The following is a 15,486-nucleotide window of genomic DNA, read 5'->3' as shown; positions in this document are numbered from 1 at the left end:
TGGGAGCGAGCCTGCTCGCGAAGGCGTCAGTTCAGATCATGTTTGCACCGACTGACACACCGCTTTCGCGAGCAGGCTCGCTCCCACAATTGCGCAGCCCTCAATACCGAACCAGTTTCTCCATCGCCGCATCCGCCAGAAACGACGAGCGGCTTTTCACGTTGTGCTCGCGCACATAGCGATCGATGCGCTGAATCACATAACCGGGCAGCGTAACGTTAACCTTCTCGGTCTTGCCCAGATACGGCGAGATATCCAGCTCCAGCATGCCCCAGCCCATCTCGGCAAAATCCGGATGATTGCGATGCGCCGCTGCCGAGGTCGGCATCGGAATCGCCTGACCGGCCGCCGCGATCTCCTGCAGCATGAGGTGAGCCACTTCCACGGCCGCGTTGTAGGCCTCCTCAAAGCTGTCCCCGGCCGTGACTGCGCCGGGAATATCGGGGATCTGAATGCCGATGGCAGTGTTCTCGTCACCCCACTCGATGCAGATGGGATATTGCATTACGGATCTCCTTCATGACGGGTTGGCGGGCTGAATAACCCCGCGCGCCGCCGAATGCTTTTGACTGTCCCCAGCGGTAAATCCTTTTTCGGATGCGGGACGGCAATCGTGTTCGGGTTGTAACGATGAGTGAAGATGTGATGACTACCCGCAACCCGATCCAGCGTCCAGCCCGCCTCCTCCAGCTCCTTCATCAATGGCCTGCCCTGCACCAACCGCCTCCTTGGCCTGGCCCATTAAAAGTAACTCTAGAGTTATCTTTACTCAAGCACAGAATGGGACGGGGTGATGGTTGGTTGTTTTACAAAGTATTCCTGAACCAGTTTCGTTTATTGCGAATTTCGTTTGATTCGAATAACGTCCGCGGATCTTCCTTACAATGCTGGAACTGTCTTATGACCACCGCTACTCCATCCGCCATCAATCTGCCCGTCGAACGTGAGGTCAAAGCCGCGATTGCAGGCCAGCGCGCCCTGACCACATTTCTCGCAAGCGGTTTTGAAACTCAGCGAATCCAGATTTTTGATGAACAGAACGAAGCCCACAGCGTCGAGCTGCCAACATCGGCGTTGCGCTTGCTGAGCGATATCCTCGCGGCGCTGGCGCAGGGCAACGCTGTGAAGGTGGTACCGATCCACGCGGAGCTGACCACGCAGGAAGCTGCCGATCTGCTCAACGTCTCACGTCCGCACATGATCAAACTGCTGGAGCGCGGTGAGATTTCCTACCACAAAACAGGCAAGCACCGACGTGTGCGTTTTGCCGATCTGATGGAATATAAAACCCGGCGAGACACCGCCAGCGAGCAGGCAATGATGCTTCTCGCGGAGCAGGCACAGGCGCTAAGGACAGGATACGAGTGAGGCATTCCTCTTTCACTGCTGTATACGATGCATGCGTTTTATATGGGGCCCCTCTAAGAGTTTTCCTGATGTGGCTCGCGTTGTCAGGGCTGTATCGGGCTCGCTGGACTCAGGAAATACACCACGAATGGAAGCGTAACTTATTGAAGAACAGATCCGACCTGACCCTCGAACAACTCGATCGCACATCGCAATTGATGGACCTGGCCATTCCAGACGCGTGTATCGATGGCTATGAAGACTTGGTGTCAGGCCTGACACTGCCTGATGAGAACGATCGCCATGTTCTAGCGGCCGCAATCCGATGCGGTGCCGATGTAATAGTGACGTTCAACCTGAAAGATTTCCCCACCCGTCACCTCGCGCCATACGGCATTGAAGCTCAGCACCCGGATGAGTTTGTGGAAAACCTTTTCCATCTTGATTCGGCTGCCGTCGTCGCTGCGGCTCAAAGCCAGCGACGGCAATTGAAAACGCCCAATGTGGAGGTGGACAAATATCTTGGCTTTCTCCAACGGCAAGGACTAGTCGAGTCGGTAAAGGTGTTAGCCAACTATCGTGCGATTCTCTGAAAATCAGACGCAAAAAAAACGGCGATCCCAGGATCGCCGTTTCTCTTACTGCCCGAATTTCTTGCCCAACCCCGGCGGGACGCCGTGGATGTTGGTGTCTTCCCACGGGCCGTTGGGGCTGACCGAGCGGCTCCAGCCGTTGTTCCAGCGGTAGTAGGTGCGCTGGCGGTAGAAGGTGTTGGTCTGGTCGTCGAGGACATAGACGCCGAGTTTCTGGTCCCAGTGGCTGTTGCCGCCCGGTGGCGGGGCGAAGCTGGCCGAGGTGCGGGGCACAGGCTTGGCGGGTTTGGCCGGGATGGTTTTGCCGGGAGTCGGCGAGGTCGACGGGGTCGGGCTCGGTTGCGAAGGCGGGATCGGTGGCAGGCTGGTGGTCGGTTCCGGGCGTTGTACCGCACATGCACTCAAGCCCAGGGCCAGTGTGAGGACTGTGATGCGGGCGATGGTGTGCATGGCGGTACTTTCCTGTTGGGTCCGGTTACTTGTCCGGGCTGTCGATAGTCAGTTTTTGTAGCGCGGTGGTGCTGCTGGCCAGTGGGCCGCTGCGACCGATCCACTCACCGGCAGTCGGTTGACCGGCCCGTGAGATGCGCGCAACCAGTTGGACTTCAGGGAAGTTGGACAGTTTCAACTGCGGCATCATTGCGTCGGCATCGCCCAGTTCGACGGTCACCGGCAGGTCAGCCACGGTCAGGCGCTTGGCGGCCAGAGGTGCCGGTGGGCCTGAAGTGGCGCGGGCGAAGATGAACACGCTGTCGCCCGGCTGCACCTTGCCTTTGAGTTCGCTGGCCAGATCAACGCTGACTGTGAGCAACGCAGCTTTCGGCGCCGCTGCCTCGGCAACCTTGCCACCGCTTGCCTTCAGGCGCTCGGCGGCACGCTCGATGCCGCCTTGCAGCGCAGCGCGAGAGTTGTCATCCGGCGGCAGTTGCGCGAGCAGGCGATTCCAGTAGTCGATGGCCTCCTGATAACGCTCGCCTTCGAACGCGGCGATGCCGAGCAGGCCGAGGCTGGTGACTTCTTTCGGATCAGCCTTCAGCGCTTCGTCGGTCAGTTTCTGAATCTGCTCCGACCACTTTTTACCGTCAGCAAAATACTGCGCCTGCGCCCACTGGCCGAGCAGCTCCGGCTGTCGACCGGCGAGGTTGGCGGCGCGCTCGAACATCTTCGCCGCGTCTGCCGGGCGGTCCTGAGCCATGTAGGTACGGCCGAGGAAATACAGACCTTCAGCGGAATCCGGTTGTGCGGCAACCGCACGTTCCAGACGCTGGGTCATCTCTTCCATCGACTGCGGTGCCTGGGCGAATTCGCGGGTCAGTTCGACCTTGTCGGCGGCGCCGAAATGCAGGTACAGACCGAGGCCCAGCACCGGTACCAGCACGGCGGCCAGCAGCGGCAACGGCTTGCCCAGACGCGAGACACGCGGTGCGGCAACGCCTTCGGTATCAGCGAGCAGCTCCCGTGCAGCTTCCGCGCGGCCGCTGTCCAGTTGCGCGGCGTCGAGCACGCCCTCGGCCTGCTGCGCTTGCAGCTCGGCCACCCGCTCCTGATACAGCGCGACGTTCAACGCGGTGCGATCTTCTTCCCGCTGGGCACGGCGTTCGCGCAGCACCGGGATCAGCAGAAAACTCAGGGCGACCAGAAGCAACAGCCCTGCGGCAAGCCAGAAATCAATCATTCTTGGTTTTTATCCAACAGTTGGTCGAGGCGCTGACGTTCTTCGGCAGACAGCGATGACGGCGTTTCGGCACGTTGCCCGCGACGCCTGCGCACGATCAGCGCGATCACCACGAAACCACCGAGCAGCAGACCGGCCGGGCCGAACCACAGCAGCGCAGTCTTGGCATTGAGCGCCGGTTTGTAGCGGACGAAATCACCGTAGCGATCGACCATGAAGTCGATGATCTGCTGATTGTCCTTGCCCTCGCCGAGCATGCGGAAAATCTCCTTGCGCAGGTCGGCGGCGATGGGTGCGTTGGAGTCGGCAATGTCCTGGTTCTGGCATTTGGGGCAGCGCAGTTCCTTGGTCAGTTCGCGGAAACGCTCGCGGTCGCCCTCTTTGGCAAATTCGTAGGTATCGATGGCCGCGTGGGCGACACCGGCCATGCTCAAACCCAGCACCACTGCTGCGAGAAAACGCTTCATGGCTTGGCCTCATCGACCAGCGCCTGATACTTGGCCGCGAGTTTTTCGCGCCAGACCTGCTCGTCGATCACCCCGACGAACTTGTCGCGGATGATGCCTTTGGCGTCGATGAAGAAGGTTTCCGGCGCGCCGTAGACACCAAGATTCAAGCCCAGCGAACCCTCGTCGTCACGAATATCCAGCGCATACGGATTGTGAAACTCGGCCAGCCACTTCAAGGCGTCGGCATTGGTGTCCTTGTAGTTGATGCCGTAGATCACCACGCCGCGCTCGGCGAGTTTGTTCAGCACCGGGTGCTCAACGCGGCAGGAGATGCACCAGGTGCCCCAGACATTGACCAGTGCCGGTTTGCCGAGAATGTCGGCCTTGGTCAGCGTCTTGTCACCCTGCACACTCGGCAAGGAAAACTCCGGGAACGGCTTGTCGATCATCGCCGACGGCAGCTCCGCCGGGTCCAGATACAGCCCACGATAAAGAAACACCGCCACCAGCAGAAAAATCGCCAGCGGCAACAACATCAACCAACGCCTCATGCCGCCGCTCCCGTCATGCCCAGCGCTTCGCGCACTTTGCTTTTCACCTTGACCCGATAACGCCGATCCAGCGCCGCCAGCAAACCACCCAATCCGGTGAGCAAGCCGCCGAACCAGATCCAGCGCACGAACGGTTTGACGTGTACGCGCACGGCCCAGGCGCCGTTATCCAGCGGCTCGCCGAGGGCGACGTAGAGATCGCGAGTGAAACCGGCATCGATCCCGGCTTCGGTCATCACCGAGTTCTGCACGGTGTACAGACGTTTTTCCGGGTGCAGCACGCTGATTTCCTTGCCGTCACGAATGACGCGGATGGTGCCTTTGTCCGAGGTGAAATTCGGCCCTTCGAAATGCTTGGCGCCTTCGAAGACGAACTGATAGCCGGCCAGATCCATCGACTCGCCCGGCGCCAGACGCAGGTCGCGCTCGGCACTGTTCTGGCTCGACAACACTACGCCCAGCGCGCACACGGCGATGCCGAGGTGGGCGATCTGCATGCCCCAATAACTGCGGGTCAGCGTCGGCAAACCTTTGATCAGGCCTTTGTGCCGGGTCTTGTCGAACAGATCGCGCACGCCGGCGAGCAACACCCACGCCGCCAGCAGGAACGTCGCGATCACTGCCCAGTTGAAATCGCCGTACGCCACGCCGGCCACCACGGCCAGTGCAACGCTGCCGAGCAAGACCGGAGTGAGCATGCTCACCAGCCATTTCACCGGCGTGTCCTTCCAGCGCACGATCACGCCGATCGCCATCACCAGCATCAGCAACGCCATCAACGGGATGAACAGCGCATTGAAGTACGGCGGGCCGACCGACAGCTTGGCGCCGCTGATGGCATCAAGAATCAGCGGATACAACGTGCCAAGCAGGATCATCGATGCAGCCACGACCAGCACCAGGTTGTTGCCCAGCAGCAAAGTCTCACGCGACCACAGATTGAACCCGACCTGACTTTTCACCACCGGCGCACGCAGCGCAAACAGCGTCAACGAACCGCCGACCACGAACAGCAGGAAAATCAGGATGAACACACCGCGCTCGGGATCCGAAGCGAAGGCATGCACCGAAGTCAGCACGCCCGAGCGTACGAGGAAGGTGCCGAGCAGGCTCAACGAGAACGCGGCGATCGCCAGCAACACCGTCCAGCTCTTGAACACGCCACGCTTTTCGGTAACCGCCAGCGAGTGAATCAGCGCGGTGCCGACCAGCCACGGCATGAACGAGGCGTTTTCCACCGGGTCCCAGAACCACCAGCCGCCCCAGCCGAGTTCGTAATACGCCCACCACGACCCGAGGGTGATGCCGATACCGAGGAAGGCCCAGGCGACGATGGTCCATGGCCGCGACCAGCGCGCCCACGCCGCATCGAGGCGACCGCCCATCAACGCTGCGATGGCGAATGCGAACGCCACCGAAAAGCCGACGTAGCCCATGTACAACATCGGCGGGTGAACGATCAGGCCAATGTCTTGCAACAGTGGATTGAGGTCAGCGCCATTGCTCGGCATCTGCGGCAGGATGCGTTTGAACGGGTTGGACGTGAGGATCAGGAACAGCAGGAAACCGGTGCTGATCATACCCATCACCGCCAGTACCCGGGCGAGCATGACTTGCGGCAACTGCCGGGAGAACACCGACACGGCGAAGGTCCAGCCGCCGAGGATCAACGCCCACAGCAGCAGGGAACCTTCGTGGGCGCCCCACACCGCGCTGAATTTGTAGTACCACGGCAAAGCGGTGTTGGAGTTGTTTGCCACGTAGGCGACAGAGAAATCATCGGTCATGAATGCGTAGGTCAAAATGCCGAACGCAAACAACAAAAAGGCAAACTGCCCCCATGCGGCGGGCTGGGCCAGACTCATCCAGAAACGGTCACCGCGCCAGGCACCGATCAATGGCACCACCGCTTGCACCAGCGCAAAACACAGCGCGAGAATCATCGCCAGATGGCCCAGCTCAGGAATAAACAGTGCGGCGGCCATCGATCAACCCTCCTTCACAGGCGTCGGTGCGGATTGACCGCTGTCCTTCAGCGCTTTGGTCACTTCCGGCGGCATGTACTTCTCGTCGTGCTTGGCCAGCACTTCATCGGCGACCACCACGCCATCAGCGTTGAGCTTGCCGAGGGCGACAATGCCCTGCCCTTCGCGGAACAGATCCGGGAGGATGCCGCGATAGGCGATGGTCACGGATTTGTTGAAGTCGGTGACGACGAATTTGACATCCAGCGAATCCTTGGAGCGTTGCAGCGAACCGGCCTCGACCATGCCGCCGGCGCGGATGCGCGTGTCCTGCGGCGCTTCGCCGTTGGCGATCTGCGTCGGCGTGTAAAACAGATTGATGTTTTCCTGCAACGCGCTCAGGGCCAGGCCAACAGCAGCGCCCACTCCGACCAGAATCGCCAGAATGATGATCAGACGTTTTTTGCGCAGCGCATTCACTTGCCGTTCTCCCGGCGCAGACGACGCGCCTCTTGTTGCAGATAACGCTTGCGCGCCGCAATCGGCGCCACCACGTTGAGGGCCAGCACCGCCAGACAGATGCCGTAGGCCGACCAGACATACAGGCCGTGATGGCCCATGGCGAGAAAATCGCCGAATGAAGCAAAACTCATCGCACCGCCTCCAGACTCTGCTGCACTTCAGCCTTCACCCAACTGGCGCGGGCTTCGCGCTTGAGCACTTCAAGACGCATGCGCAGCAACAGCGCAGCGCCGAAGAAGCAGTAGAACCCCAGCACCGTCAGCAGCAGCGGCAGCCACATTTCCGCTGGCATCGCCGGTTTTTCCGTAAGAGTGAAAGTCGCGCCCTGGTGCAGGGTGTTCCACCACTCCACCGAGTATTTGATGATCGGAATGTTGATCACGCCAACAATCGCCAGCACCGCGCAGGCCTTGGCGGCGCTGTCACGATTGCTGATGGCGTTGCCCAGCGCGATCACGCCGAAATACAGAAACAGCAGAATCAACATCGAGGTCAGGCGCGCGTCCCACACCCACCACGAGCCCCAGGTCGGCTTGCCCCAGATGGCCCCGGTGACCAGCGCCACGGCGGTCATCCACGCACCGATCGGTGCAGCGCATTGCAGGGCGACATCGGCCAGTTTCATTTTCCACACCAGCCCTACCACACCGCACACGGCGAGCATTACGTAGATCGACTGGGCGAGCATCGCTGCAGGTACGTGGATATAGATGATGCGAAAGCTGTTGCCTTGCTGGTAATCCGGCGGCGCGAACGCCAGGCCCCAGACCACGCCAACGCCGATCAGCAGCAACGCTGCGATGCTCAACCACGGCAGGAACTTGCCGCTGATGCCGTAGAACCACTTGGGCGAGCCGAGCTTGTGAAACCAGGTCCAGTTCATACTGTTTCCATCACGGTTGCCGCTCATCATCGCGAGCTGGCAGAGGGTCATGCCTTTCTTCTGGAAGAAGTGGTCAATTTTTGACCAGGCCTCATTATTATTCGCCGACGCTGATCTTCAGGCCAGCGGCTATTGCAAAGGGTGTCAGGGTGATCGCCAGCGCTGTGAGGCTGGCCATCCACAACAGGTATCCGGTCGCCGGCATGCCTTGCAGCGCCGCTTGCAACGCGCCGCTGCCAAGGATCAACACCGGGATGTACAGCGGCAGAATCAGCAGCGCCAGCAACAGACCGCCGCGCTTCAGGCCAACCGTCAGCGCCGCCCCGACTGCACCGAGCAGGCTCAACACCGGCGTACCGAGCAGCAACGACAGCAGCAACACCGGCAGGCACGCGGCTGGCAAACCGAGCATCAGCGCCAGCAACGGCGACAGCAGCACCAGTGCCAGACCGGAGAACAGCCAGTGTGCCAGCACCTTGGCCAGGACCAGAAGCGGCAGCGGGTGCGACGAAAGGACCCACTGTTCCAGCGAGCCGTCTTCGAAGTCACTGCGAAACAATCCGTCCAGCGACAGCAGGACCGACAACAACGCCGCCACCCAGACTAACCCCGGGGACAGGTTTTGCAAGACTTGAGTTTCCGGGCCGACGGCCAGCGGGAAAAGGGCAATGACGATGGCAAAGAAAATCAGCGGATTGGCCAGCTCCGCCGGGCGGCGGAACAGCAGTCGCGATTCGCGGGCAAGCAGCAGGCCGAAGACACTCATACCGCCCATTTCCCCAAATCGATGTCGCGATAACCGGCCGGCATGCGGCTCAGGGTGTGGTGGGTGGTCAGCACCACCAGGCCGCCGCGTTCGCAGTGGCCGGCCAGATGCTCTTCCAGTTGCGCAACGCCCTGCTTGTCCAGCGCGGTGAAAGGTTCGTCGAGAATCCACAACGGCGGGCTGTCCAGATACAACCGCGCCAGCGCCACACGGCGCTGCTGGCCGGCGGAAAGGCTGTGGCAGGGAACGTCTTCGAAACCGCGCAATCCTACTGCTGCCAGCGCCTGCCAGATCGCCTCGCGTTCGGCAGGATGATGCAGGGCGCACAGCCACGACAGGTTTTCTTCAGGAGTGAGCAGATCCTTGATCCCGGCGGCGTGGCCGATCCACAACAGGTTTCGCGCCAGTTCGCTGCGTTGTTCGGTCAGCGGTTGACCATTGAGCAGCACCTTGCCATCGGTGGGTTGCATCAAACCGGCGAGCAGACGTAAAAGACTGGTCTTGCCGCTGCCGTTGGGGCCGCTGATCTGCACCATGTCGCCACTGGCCAGGCGCAATTCGAGGTTTTCGAACAGCAGCCGCAGATCGCGTTCACACGTCAGGGCAACGGTTTGCAGGACAGGACTGGTCAAGGGATCACGGGCCTTATACGGTTCAAGTCGGCTCTGGAGCGGCCGTTAAAGAGATGCAGCATAGATGCTTTGATCGCTCGATCTGGCGAGCTGGATCAAACAATTGCCAGGTTTTTTGAACGAAGCGCACGACGCGCGGCATTATACATGCCGTGCCTTACTCTCAAGAGCGCAATTTCCTCAGGTTGTGTCCGCGTATGACAGGCGAAATGAACATCCTCCCGCTGCCACCCACCGTGCCGGCGAGCGCTCGCCCGCAGATGGGTGAACTGCTCAAGCTGCTGACGCCGGTGGAGGGCTTGATCGGCGCCGGGCAAAGCGCCAAGGCCGAGGTGTTATCGCTCAAGCAGGCCGACCAGACCTTTGAATTGCTGCTCAAAGTGACCCTCGACAGCGGTCGCCAGACCACCGTGCAGGCCAGCAGCAATCTGCCGTTGCCACAGGGCACCAACCTGGCGATCACTCAGCCGTCGGCCGGCAATCTGGCGATCACCGTGCAGCAAGCGATCGCCAGCAGCGTCGCCACCCTCACCCGCATCGATACCGCGCAATTGCCCGCCGGCACCCTGCTGCAAGGCAAAGTCGTGACCTCGCAAGCCCTGCCGCAAACGCCGGGACAAGCGGCGGTATTTCGCTCGATGGTCACCCTGCTCAACACCGCGTTGAGCGGCAGCACCTTGACCGTCGACAGCCCGCAACCACTGCGCATCGGCACCTTGTTGTCGGCGCAGGTGCAGGACGCACAGACCCTCAAATTCGTGCCGCTGAGCAGCCGTCAGGAACAATTGGCGGTCAGTCAGCAATTGCTCGGCCAGCAAAGTCGCCAAGGCTCGCTCGATGGCCTGCTGAAGATGTTGCAAAATCTGCCGCCGGCGACTGACCAGACCTCGGCCGATCTGCGCGCGGTGGTCGACAAGCTGCTCGCCAGCCTGCCGGACGTGCAGCAAATGAGCACCGCCAAAGGCGTGGCGCTGGCCTTGGCCAACAGCGGCGCGTTCCTCGAAGCGAAATTGCTCGGCGGACAGAATCCCACGCTCGCCCCGGATATGAAAGCTGACCTGCTCAAGCTGATCGCGCAACTGACCCCGGGCCTGCCGAGCAACACCAATTTCAACGCAATCATCGCCGCCAACACCTTGGCGCAAGCGCTGCCGAGTTTCGTCCGAAATGCCTTGGGTACCCTCGGCCAGGTCAGCGCCAAGCCGGTGCCGAGCAGCTTCCCGCTGCCCGAACGGCTGCTGGCAAAACTGGAAGGCGAAGGCGATCTCGAACAACTGCTGCGCCTCGCCGCCGCTGCGGTGTCGCGTCTGCAGAGCCATCAGCTGTCGAGCCTGGAACAGACCGGCGTCACCGACGATGGCCGCCTGCTCAGCACCTGGCAGCTGGAAATCCCCATGCGCAACCTGCAAGACATCGTGCCGTTGCAGGTCAAGTTTCAGCGTGAAGAAGCGCCGGAGCGCGAACCGCAGCCGCATGAACGCCGCGATGAGCGCGAAGCCAAACAGCAACTGTGGCGCGTTGATCTGGCCTTCGATCTGGAACCGCTCGGGCCGCTGCAGATTCAAGCGCAACTGATCGCCGGCAGCCTGTCCAGTCAGCTGTGGGCCGAGCGGCCGTACACCGCCGACCTGATCGAAAACAATCTGTTTGCCTTGCGCCAGCGCTTGCTCGATTCCGGGCTCAACGTCGGCGACCTCGACTGCCACCACGGCACACCGCCGCAAGGCAACCAAACCCGCCTCGAACACCGCTGGGTTGACGAAACCGCATGAACGATTCCACTGCCCCACGCCAGGCCATCGCCCTCAAATACGACGGCAACCACGCCCCGACCCTCACTGCCAAGGGCGACGAGGAACTGGCCGAAGAAATCCTGCGCATCGCTCGCGATTACGAAGTGCCGATCTACGAGAACGCCGAACTTGTGCGCCTGCTGGCGAGGATGGAACTGGGCGACAGCATCCCCGAAGAGCTCTACCGCACCATCGCCGAGATCATCGCGTTTGCCTGGAACCTGAAGGGTAAATTCCCCGAGGGACAAGACCCGAACGCGCCGATGGTCGAGAAGGACATCACCGCACGCGGGGATGATTATTGAGGTTTCAAAGACGCCTTCGCGAGCAGGCTCGCTCCCACATTCGACCGTGACCAAATGTGGGAGCGAGCCTGCTCGCGAATCGGCGGAACGCGGAGCGTCCCAGGATGCATGCCTTTGCTGCGCGTGGGAACGATCTCAATCTAAAAGCAAAAGATCGCAGCCTTCGGCAGCTCCTACAGGGAAACGCATTCCAATGTAGGAGCTGCCGAAGGCTGCGATCTTTTGATCTTGCTTGCTGCTCGAAGCTCGAAGCTCCTAGCTGTTTTTATGAAGCTTGCGCATCAACTCCGCCTCAGCCTGGGTCAACCCGCACGACTGAGTCAGTTCATCGACGCTGGCGCCCATGCCCACCAGTTTTGCCGCCTGGGCGAATGACAGGCTCGACGGGTCGCGTTGTTCCAGTGCAACGATCTTGTCCGGCAACGGACTCACCACCGCACGCAACTCGTGCAGGGCCTCGCCCATGCGCACGTTGCCGTTCTGGTAGTCGTCAACGCGTTTGGCCAGGTCCTTGATGCGCTGATCACGCAGTGCATCGCCCTGGGCCTGCTGCGCAGCGATCACTCGCTGCGCCTTGATGTACGAGACGAACATCGCCAGCGTACCGGCCCAGAACAGGAACAGAACAATTACCGCAACCTCGAGAATCAAATCAGATGCTCTCCAGTTCCGACCATTCTTCTTCGCTCATCATCTTGTCCAGCTCGACCAGAATCAGCAGCTCGTTGTTCTTGTTGCACACGCCCTGGATGAACTTGGCCGATTCTTCGTTACCGACGTTCGGTGCGGTTTCGATTTCCGACTGACGCAGGTAAACCACTTCGGCCACGCTGTCGACCATGATGCCGACGACTTGCTTGTCGGCTTCGATGATGACGATACGGGTGTTGTCACTGATCTCGCCGCTGTGCAGGCCGAAGCGCTGACGGGTGTCGATCACGGTGACCACGTTACCGCGCAGGTTGATGATGCCCAGCACGTAGCTCGGTGCACCCGGTACCGGCGCGATTTCGGTGTAGCGCAGCACTTCCTGCACGCGCATCACGTTGATGCCGTAGGTTTCGTTATCCAGTTTGAAGGTCACCCATTGCAGGATCGGATCTTCAGAACCTTTTGCATTCGACGCCTGACTACTCATACCCTGACCCCTCGAAAAAACCGCCCCGGGCGGTGTGTGTTCTGTGTGGTGGCATTGAAAAATGCCATCGCCTGATTGTTATGTCGGCTGCTATGTCGGTTTATGTAGCGGCTTGTTGCCACTCAAGTGCTTTGCCCCGCCGCTGGCGATCAACTCGGCCAGTGCGGATACGTCAAGCAATGCACACATGTGCTCGATCACGGTGCCGGCGAGCCATGGCCGCTGACCCCGGTGACTTCTCCATTTGATTTCATTCGGGTCCAGGCGCAACGAGCGGCTGACCTGATGCACCGCCAGCCCCCACTCGTAACCTTGTACCGAAATCACGTATTGCAGGCCCTGCCGGAAGTCATCGCGGTAGCGATCCGGCATGACCCAGCGCGCAGTGTCCAAGACTTTCAAATTACCGGCCTGGCTCGGCAGAATCCCGAGGAACCACTCCGGCTGACCAAACAGCGGCGTCAGCTCGTGGCCGGCCAGCGAATAGATCGAGCCGAGGCACACCAGCGGCACCGCCAGGGTCAACCCGGCAACATCGAACAGCAAGCATTCGAAGGCTTCGGCAGCCCAGGCCGGACGGCCATCGGGCTCGACCGGTGGCGGCGGGTTGTTTGGCGGCAGGTGCACTTCCACCAGCGGCGGGACCAGCACCTGCGGCTCAGCAATCTGCGGCGCGGGTTCTGGCTCCGGTTCGGGTTCCGGCACGGTCAATAATTGTGTTTGCAGCAGCGGCGCCAGTGTCGACAGTGGCGCACGCGGTTCGTCGATCAGCGCCACCGGTGCTTTGGCCACGGGGGCAGCAGCAGGCGCGGCAATCGGAGCGACGGATTTCTGCGCGTCACGGGCCTGTTCTTCCAGCACCGCGGCCTGGAACTCGTCCATGGCCTCGGTGCTTTCCACCACTTCAGGCTGCGCCTGTTCGACGACTGGCGGCAGTGCTTCGACCGGCGCAGGCAAGTCCTCGGGCAGGTCGAGGAGCAGGTCTTCCAGATAGGACTGCAAGGCCTGTTGCGGACGTGACGTGAGTTTCACTGGGCGGTTCATCGGTGATCAGCGCCTGACAGGGAAACCGCATCGCCTGCTTCGCGAGCAGGCTCGCTCCCACAGGGTTCGGGCAAGCGGATCGAAATCATCTCAGGCCACCTGCGGAACAAGTTGCTGCGCGAGCAGGTGCTTGAGCAGCGCGCGGTAGGCCAGCACGCCGCGGCTCTTGCCGTCGAATTGCGAAGGCGTGACACCGGCGCGGCTGGCGTCGCGCAGCCGGGTATCGACCGGGATGTAGCCGTGCCAGATATCCTCGGGGAATTTGTCGCGCAGCACGCGCAGGGTGCCCATCGACGCCTGCGTGCGGCGGTCGAACAGGGTCGGCACGATGCTGAACGGCAGCGGTTGTTTGCGCGAGCGATTGATCATCGCCAGGGTGTTGACCATGCGCTCCAGACCTTTCACGGCGAGGTGCTCGGTCTGCACCGGGATCACCAGTTGCTGGCTCGCCGCTAGCGCATTGACCATCAGCACGCCGAGCAACGGCGGGCTGTCGATGATCGCGTAATCGAAGTCCTGCCACAGCTGCGCCAGACTCTTGGCGATCACCAGGCCCAGGCCACTCTGCCCCGGCGACTGTCGCTCAAGGGTGGCCAGTGCGGTGCTCGATGGCAGCAGGGAAATGCGTTCGTCGCTGGTCGACAGCAGCAACTGCCCCGGCAGGCCTTGCGGCACGCTGCCCTTGTGCAGAAACAGGTCGTAGTTGCTGTGCTCCAGGCTGTCGGGGTCGTAGCCGAAATAGCTGGTCATCGAGCCGTGCGGGTCGAGATCGACCACAACCACGCGCTTGCCCGCCTCGGCCAGCAATCCGGCTAAAGCGATGGAGGATGTGGTTTTACCGACACCACCCTTTTGATTGGCGACTGCCCAGACTCTCATTCAGTTCGTTCCTCCCGGCCAGATTGGCTGGCCGAGACATGCTTCAGCGTGTTAATGCGGGCGACGGAGAATTGACGGCACTCTCGCGTCCCGGCGTCTTGACCGGGGTCGGTGCAGTTTGTGTGCCAGCGCGCTTCAACGCCGCATCCGGTTGCGCATTGGCGGTTCCGGTGCCGGTGAGGCTGCGGCGCACATCGAGATTGCGCGACACCACCAGCACCACGCGACGGTTCTTCGCCCGGCCTTCGACCGTGGCGTTGTTGGCCACTGGCTGGAATTCGCCGTAGCCCACCGACGCCAGTCGACCGGGGTTCACACCCTGCATGGCGAGCATGCGCACGATGCTCGCCGAACGCGCCGAGGACAGCTCCCAGTTGGTCGGGTACTGTGCGGTGCGGATCGGTTGATCGTCGGTGAAGCCTTCGACGTGGATCGGGTTATCGAACGGTTTGAGGATCGCCGCGACCTTGTCGATGATGTTGAACGCGATGTCGCTCGGCATGGCATCGCCGCTGCCAAACAACAGGCTGGAATTGAGCTCGATCTCGACCCACAACTCGTTGCCGCGCACGGTCATCTGGTTGGAGCTGATCAAATCACCGAACGCGGCGCTGATGTCATCGGCGATGCTTTTCAGCGGATCGCTGGCCCCGGAAATACCGGCGTCGACCTGCTCGGCATCCTTGACCAGCGGCTTGGCCGGGGTCACGGTTTTCGGTCGTTCGTCGCCGATCGGAATCGGTTTGAGCGAGCGATCGGAGTCGGTAAATACGCCGATCAGCGCTTCGGAAATGACTTTGTATTTGCCTTCGTTGATCGACGAGATCGAGTACATCACCACGAAAAACGCGAACAGCAAAGTGATGAAATCCGCGTAGGACACGAGCCAGCGCTCGTGATTGACGTGTTCTTCCTGGTGGCGACGACGAGCCATGAGGTTATTCC

General features: G+C 61.1%; 21 protein-coding genes. 4 read left to right on the top strand and 17 right to left on the bottom strand.

Features of this window, described 5'->3' with window-relative positions; all coding sequences use genetic code 11:
- Positions 1-100: 100 nt before the first annotated feature.
- A complete protein-coding gene (locus PS14A_RS07025; RefSeq protein WP_016771035.1) occupies positions 101-505 on the bottom strand; it encodes a type II toxin-antitoxin system HicB family antitoxin in 405 nt (134 codons plus the stop codon).
- Entirely contained in the window at positions 505-717 is a 213-nt protein-coding gene (locus PS14A_RS07020) for a type II toxin-antitoxin system HicA family toxin (protein WP_212615596.1), read from the bottom strand. Before PS14A_RS07020 ends, PS14A_RS07025 begins: the two co-directional genes overlap by 1 nt.
- A 183-nt stretch (positions 718-900) precedes the next feature.
- On the opposite strand from PS14A_RS07020, the gene PS14A_RS07015 reads away from it, so the two are divergent.
- Complete coding sequence (locus PS14A_RS07015) at positions 901-1,368, top strand: helix-turn-helix domain-containing protein (protein WP_212615633.1); 468 nt, start codon at positions 901-903, stop codon at positions 1,366-1,368.
- A complete protein-coding gene (locus tag PS14A_RS07010) occupies positions 1,365-1,940 on the top strand; it encodes a PIN domain-containing protein (protein ID WP_212615595.1) in 576 nt (191 codons plus the stop codon). Before PS14A_RS07015 ends, PS14A_RS07010 begins: the two co-directional genes overlap by 4 nt.
- Positions 1,941-1,985: 45 nt before the next feature.
- Here PS14A_RS07010 and PS14A_RS07005 read toward each other — a convergent pair whose 3' ends face one another.
- The 10 genes from PS14A_RS07005 to ccmA form a co-directional block, all read right to left on the bottom strand.
- Positions 1,986-2,390, bottom strand: coding sequence for a hypothetical protein (locus tag PS14A_RS07005; protein ID WP_130911965.1), 405 nt, complete (start codon positions 2,388-2,390; stop codon positions 1,986-1,988).
- Between the two features lie 25 nt (positions 2,391-2,415).
- A complete protein-coding gene (gene ccmI / locus PS14A_RS07000; protein ID WP_212615594.1) occupies positions 2,416-3,615 on the bottom strand; it encodes a c-type cytochrome biogenesis protein CcmI in 1,200 nt (399 codons plus the stop codon).
- Entirely contained in the window at positions 3,612-4,082 is a 471-nt protein-coding gene (locus PS14A_RS06995) for a cytochrome c-type biogenesis protein (protein WP_110601105.1), read from the bottom strand. Before PS14A_RS06995 ends, ccmI begins: the two co-directional genes overlap by 4 nt.
- The gene (locus PS14A_RS06990) at positions 4,079-4,615 is read right to left on the bottom strand and encodes a DsbE family thiol:disulfide interchange protein (RefSeq protein WP_024012128.1); all 537 of its coding nucleotides are present in this window, start codon (positions 4,613-4,615) and stop codon (positions 4,079-4,081) included. The genes PS14A_RS06995 and PS14A_RS06990 overlap by 4 nt, the downstream gene beginning before the upstream one ends.
- Positions 4,612-6,600, bottom strand: coding sequence for a heme lyase CcmF/NrfE family subunit (locus PS14A_RS06985; protein ID WP_212615593.1), 1,989 nt, complete (start codon positions 6,598-6,600; stop codon positions 4,612-4,614). The genes PS14A_RS06990 and PS14A_RS06985 overlap by 4 nt, the downstream gene beginning before the upstream one ends.
- Before the next feature lie 3 nt (positions 6,601-6,603).
- A complete protein-coding gene (ccmE, locus tag PS14A_RS06980; protein ID WP_016771044.1) occupies positions 6,604-7,059 on the bottom strand; it encodes a cytochrome c maturation protein CcmE in 456 nt (151 codons plus the stop codon).
- On the bottom strand, positions 7,056-7,232 hold the full coding sequence (gene ccmD, locus PS14A_RS06975; RefSeq protein ID WP_016771045.1) for a heme exporter protein CcmD: 177 nt from the start codon (positions 7,230-7,232) through the stop codon (positions 7,056-7,058). Before ccmD ends, ccmE begins: the two co-directional genes overlap by 4 nt.
- Positions 7,229-7,984 (bottom strand): heme ABC transporter permease, encoded by a 756-nt coding sequence (locus PS14A_RS06970; protein WP_130911969.1) that lies wholly within the window; start codon positions 7,982-7,984, stop codon positions 7,229-7,231. Before PS14A_RS06970 ends, ccmD begins: the two co-directional genes overlap by 4 nt.
- Positions 7,985-8,081: 97 nt before the next feature.
- Complete coding sequence (ccmB, locus tag PS14A_RS06965) at positions 8,082-8,750, bottom strand: heme exporter protein CcmB (protein WP_039763615.1); 669 nt, start codon at positions 8,748-8,750, stop codon at positions 8,082-8,084.
- On the bottom strand, positions 8,747-9,382 hold the full coding sequence (gene ccmA, locus PS14A_RS06960; RefSeq protein WP_137215999.1) for a cytochrome c biogenesis heme-transporting ATPase CcmA: 636 nt from the start codon (positions 9,380-9,382) through the stop codon (positions 8,747-8,749). Before ccmA ends, ccmB begins: the two co-directional genes overlap by 4 nt.
- A 197-nt stretch (positions 9,383-9,579) precedes the next feature.
- On the opposite strand from ccmA, the gene PS14A_RS06955 reads away from it, so the two are divergent.
- Both PS14A_RS06955 and PS14A_RS06950 read left to right on the top strand, forming a co-directional pair.
- Positions 9,580-11,154, top strand: a complete 1,575-nt coding sequence (locus PS14A_RS06955; RefSeq protein ID WP_130911971.1) for a flagellar hook-length control protein FliK — start codon at positions 9,580-9,582, stop codon at positions 11,152-11,154.
- Positions 11,151-11,480 carry an EscU/YscU/HrcU family type III secretion system export apparatus switch protein gene (locus PS14A_RS06950; protein WP_041479625.1) on the top strand — a complete coding sequence of 110 codons (330 nt, stop codon included), beginning with the start codon at positions 11,151-11,153 and terminating at the stop codon, positions 11,478-11,480. Before PS14A_RS06955 ends, PS14A_RS06950 begins: the two co-directional genes overlap by 4 nt.
- A 255-nt stretch (positions 11,481-11,735) precedes the next feature.
- Here the strand turns inward: PS14A_RS06950 and PS14A_RS06945 are convergent, their stop codons facing one another.
- The 5 genes from PS14A_RS06945 to motD form a co-directional block, all read right to left on the bottom strand.
- The gene (locus PS14A_RS06945) at positions 11,736-12,131 is read right to left on the bottom strand and encodes a DUF2802 domain-containing protein (RefSeq protein ID WP_130911972.1); all 396 of its coding nucleotides are present in this window, start codon (positions 12,129-12,131) and stop codon (positions 11,736-11,738) included.
- A 1-nt stretch (position 12,132) separates the two neighbouring features.
- Positions 12,133-12,618, bottom strand: a complete 486-nt coding sequence (locus PS14A_RS06940; RefSeq protein ID WP_016771050.1) for a chemotaxis protein CheW — start codon at positions 12,616-12,618, stop codon at positions 12,133-12,135.
- A 90-nt stretch (positions 12,619-12,708) separates the two neighbouring features.
- Positions 12,709-13,662 carry a CheW domain-containing protein gene (locus tag PS14A_RS06935; protein WP_122505939.1) on the bottom strand — a complete coding sequence of 318 codons (954 nt, stop codon included), beginning with the start codon at positions 13,660-13,662 and terminating at the stop codon, positions 12,709-12,711.
- 90 nt (positions 13,663-13,752) lie between these two features.
- Positions 13,753-14,541, bottom strand: a complete 789-nt coding sequence (locus PS14A_RS06930) for a ParA family protein (RefSeq protein WP_039763606.1) — start codon at positions 14,539-14,541, stop codon at positions 13,753-13,755.
- A gap of 43 nt (positions 14,542-14,584) precedes the next feature.
- Positions 14,585-15,475, bottom strand: coding sequence for a flagellar motor protein MotD (gene motD, locus PS14A_RS06925; RefSeq protein ID WP_016771054.1), 891 nt, complete (start codon positions 15,473-15,475; stop codon positions 14,585-14,587).
- Positions 15,476-15,486: the final 11 nt, after the last annotated feature.

The sequence above is a fragment of the Pseudomonas sp. 14A genome (assembly GCF_018132745.1).
In the GTDB taxonomy this organism is placed as follows: Bacteria; Pseudomonadota; Gammaproteobacteria; order Pseudomonadales; family Pseudomonadaceae; genus Aquipseudomonas; species Aquipseudomonas mercuritolerans.
This window is presented reverse-complemented; position numbering and strand designations above follow the sequence as displayed.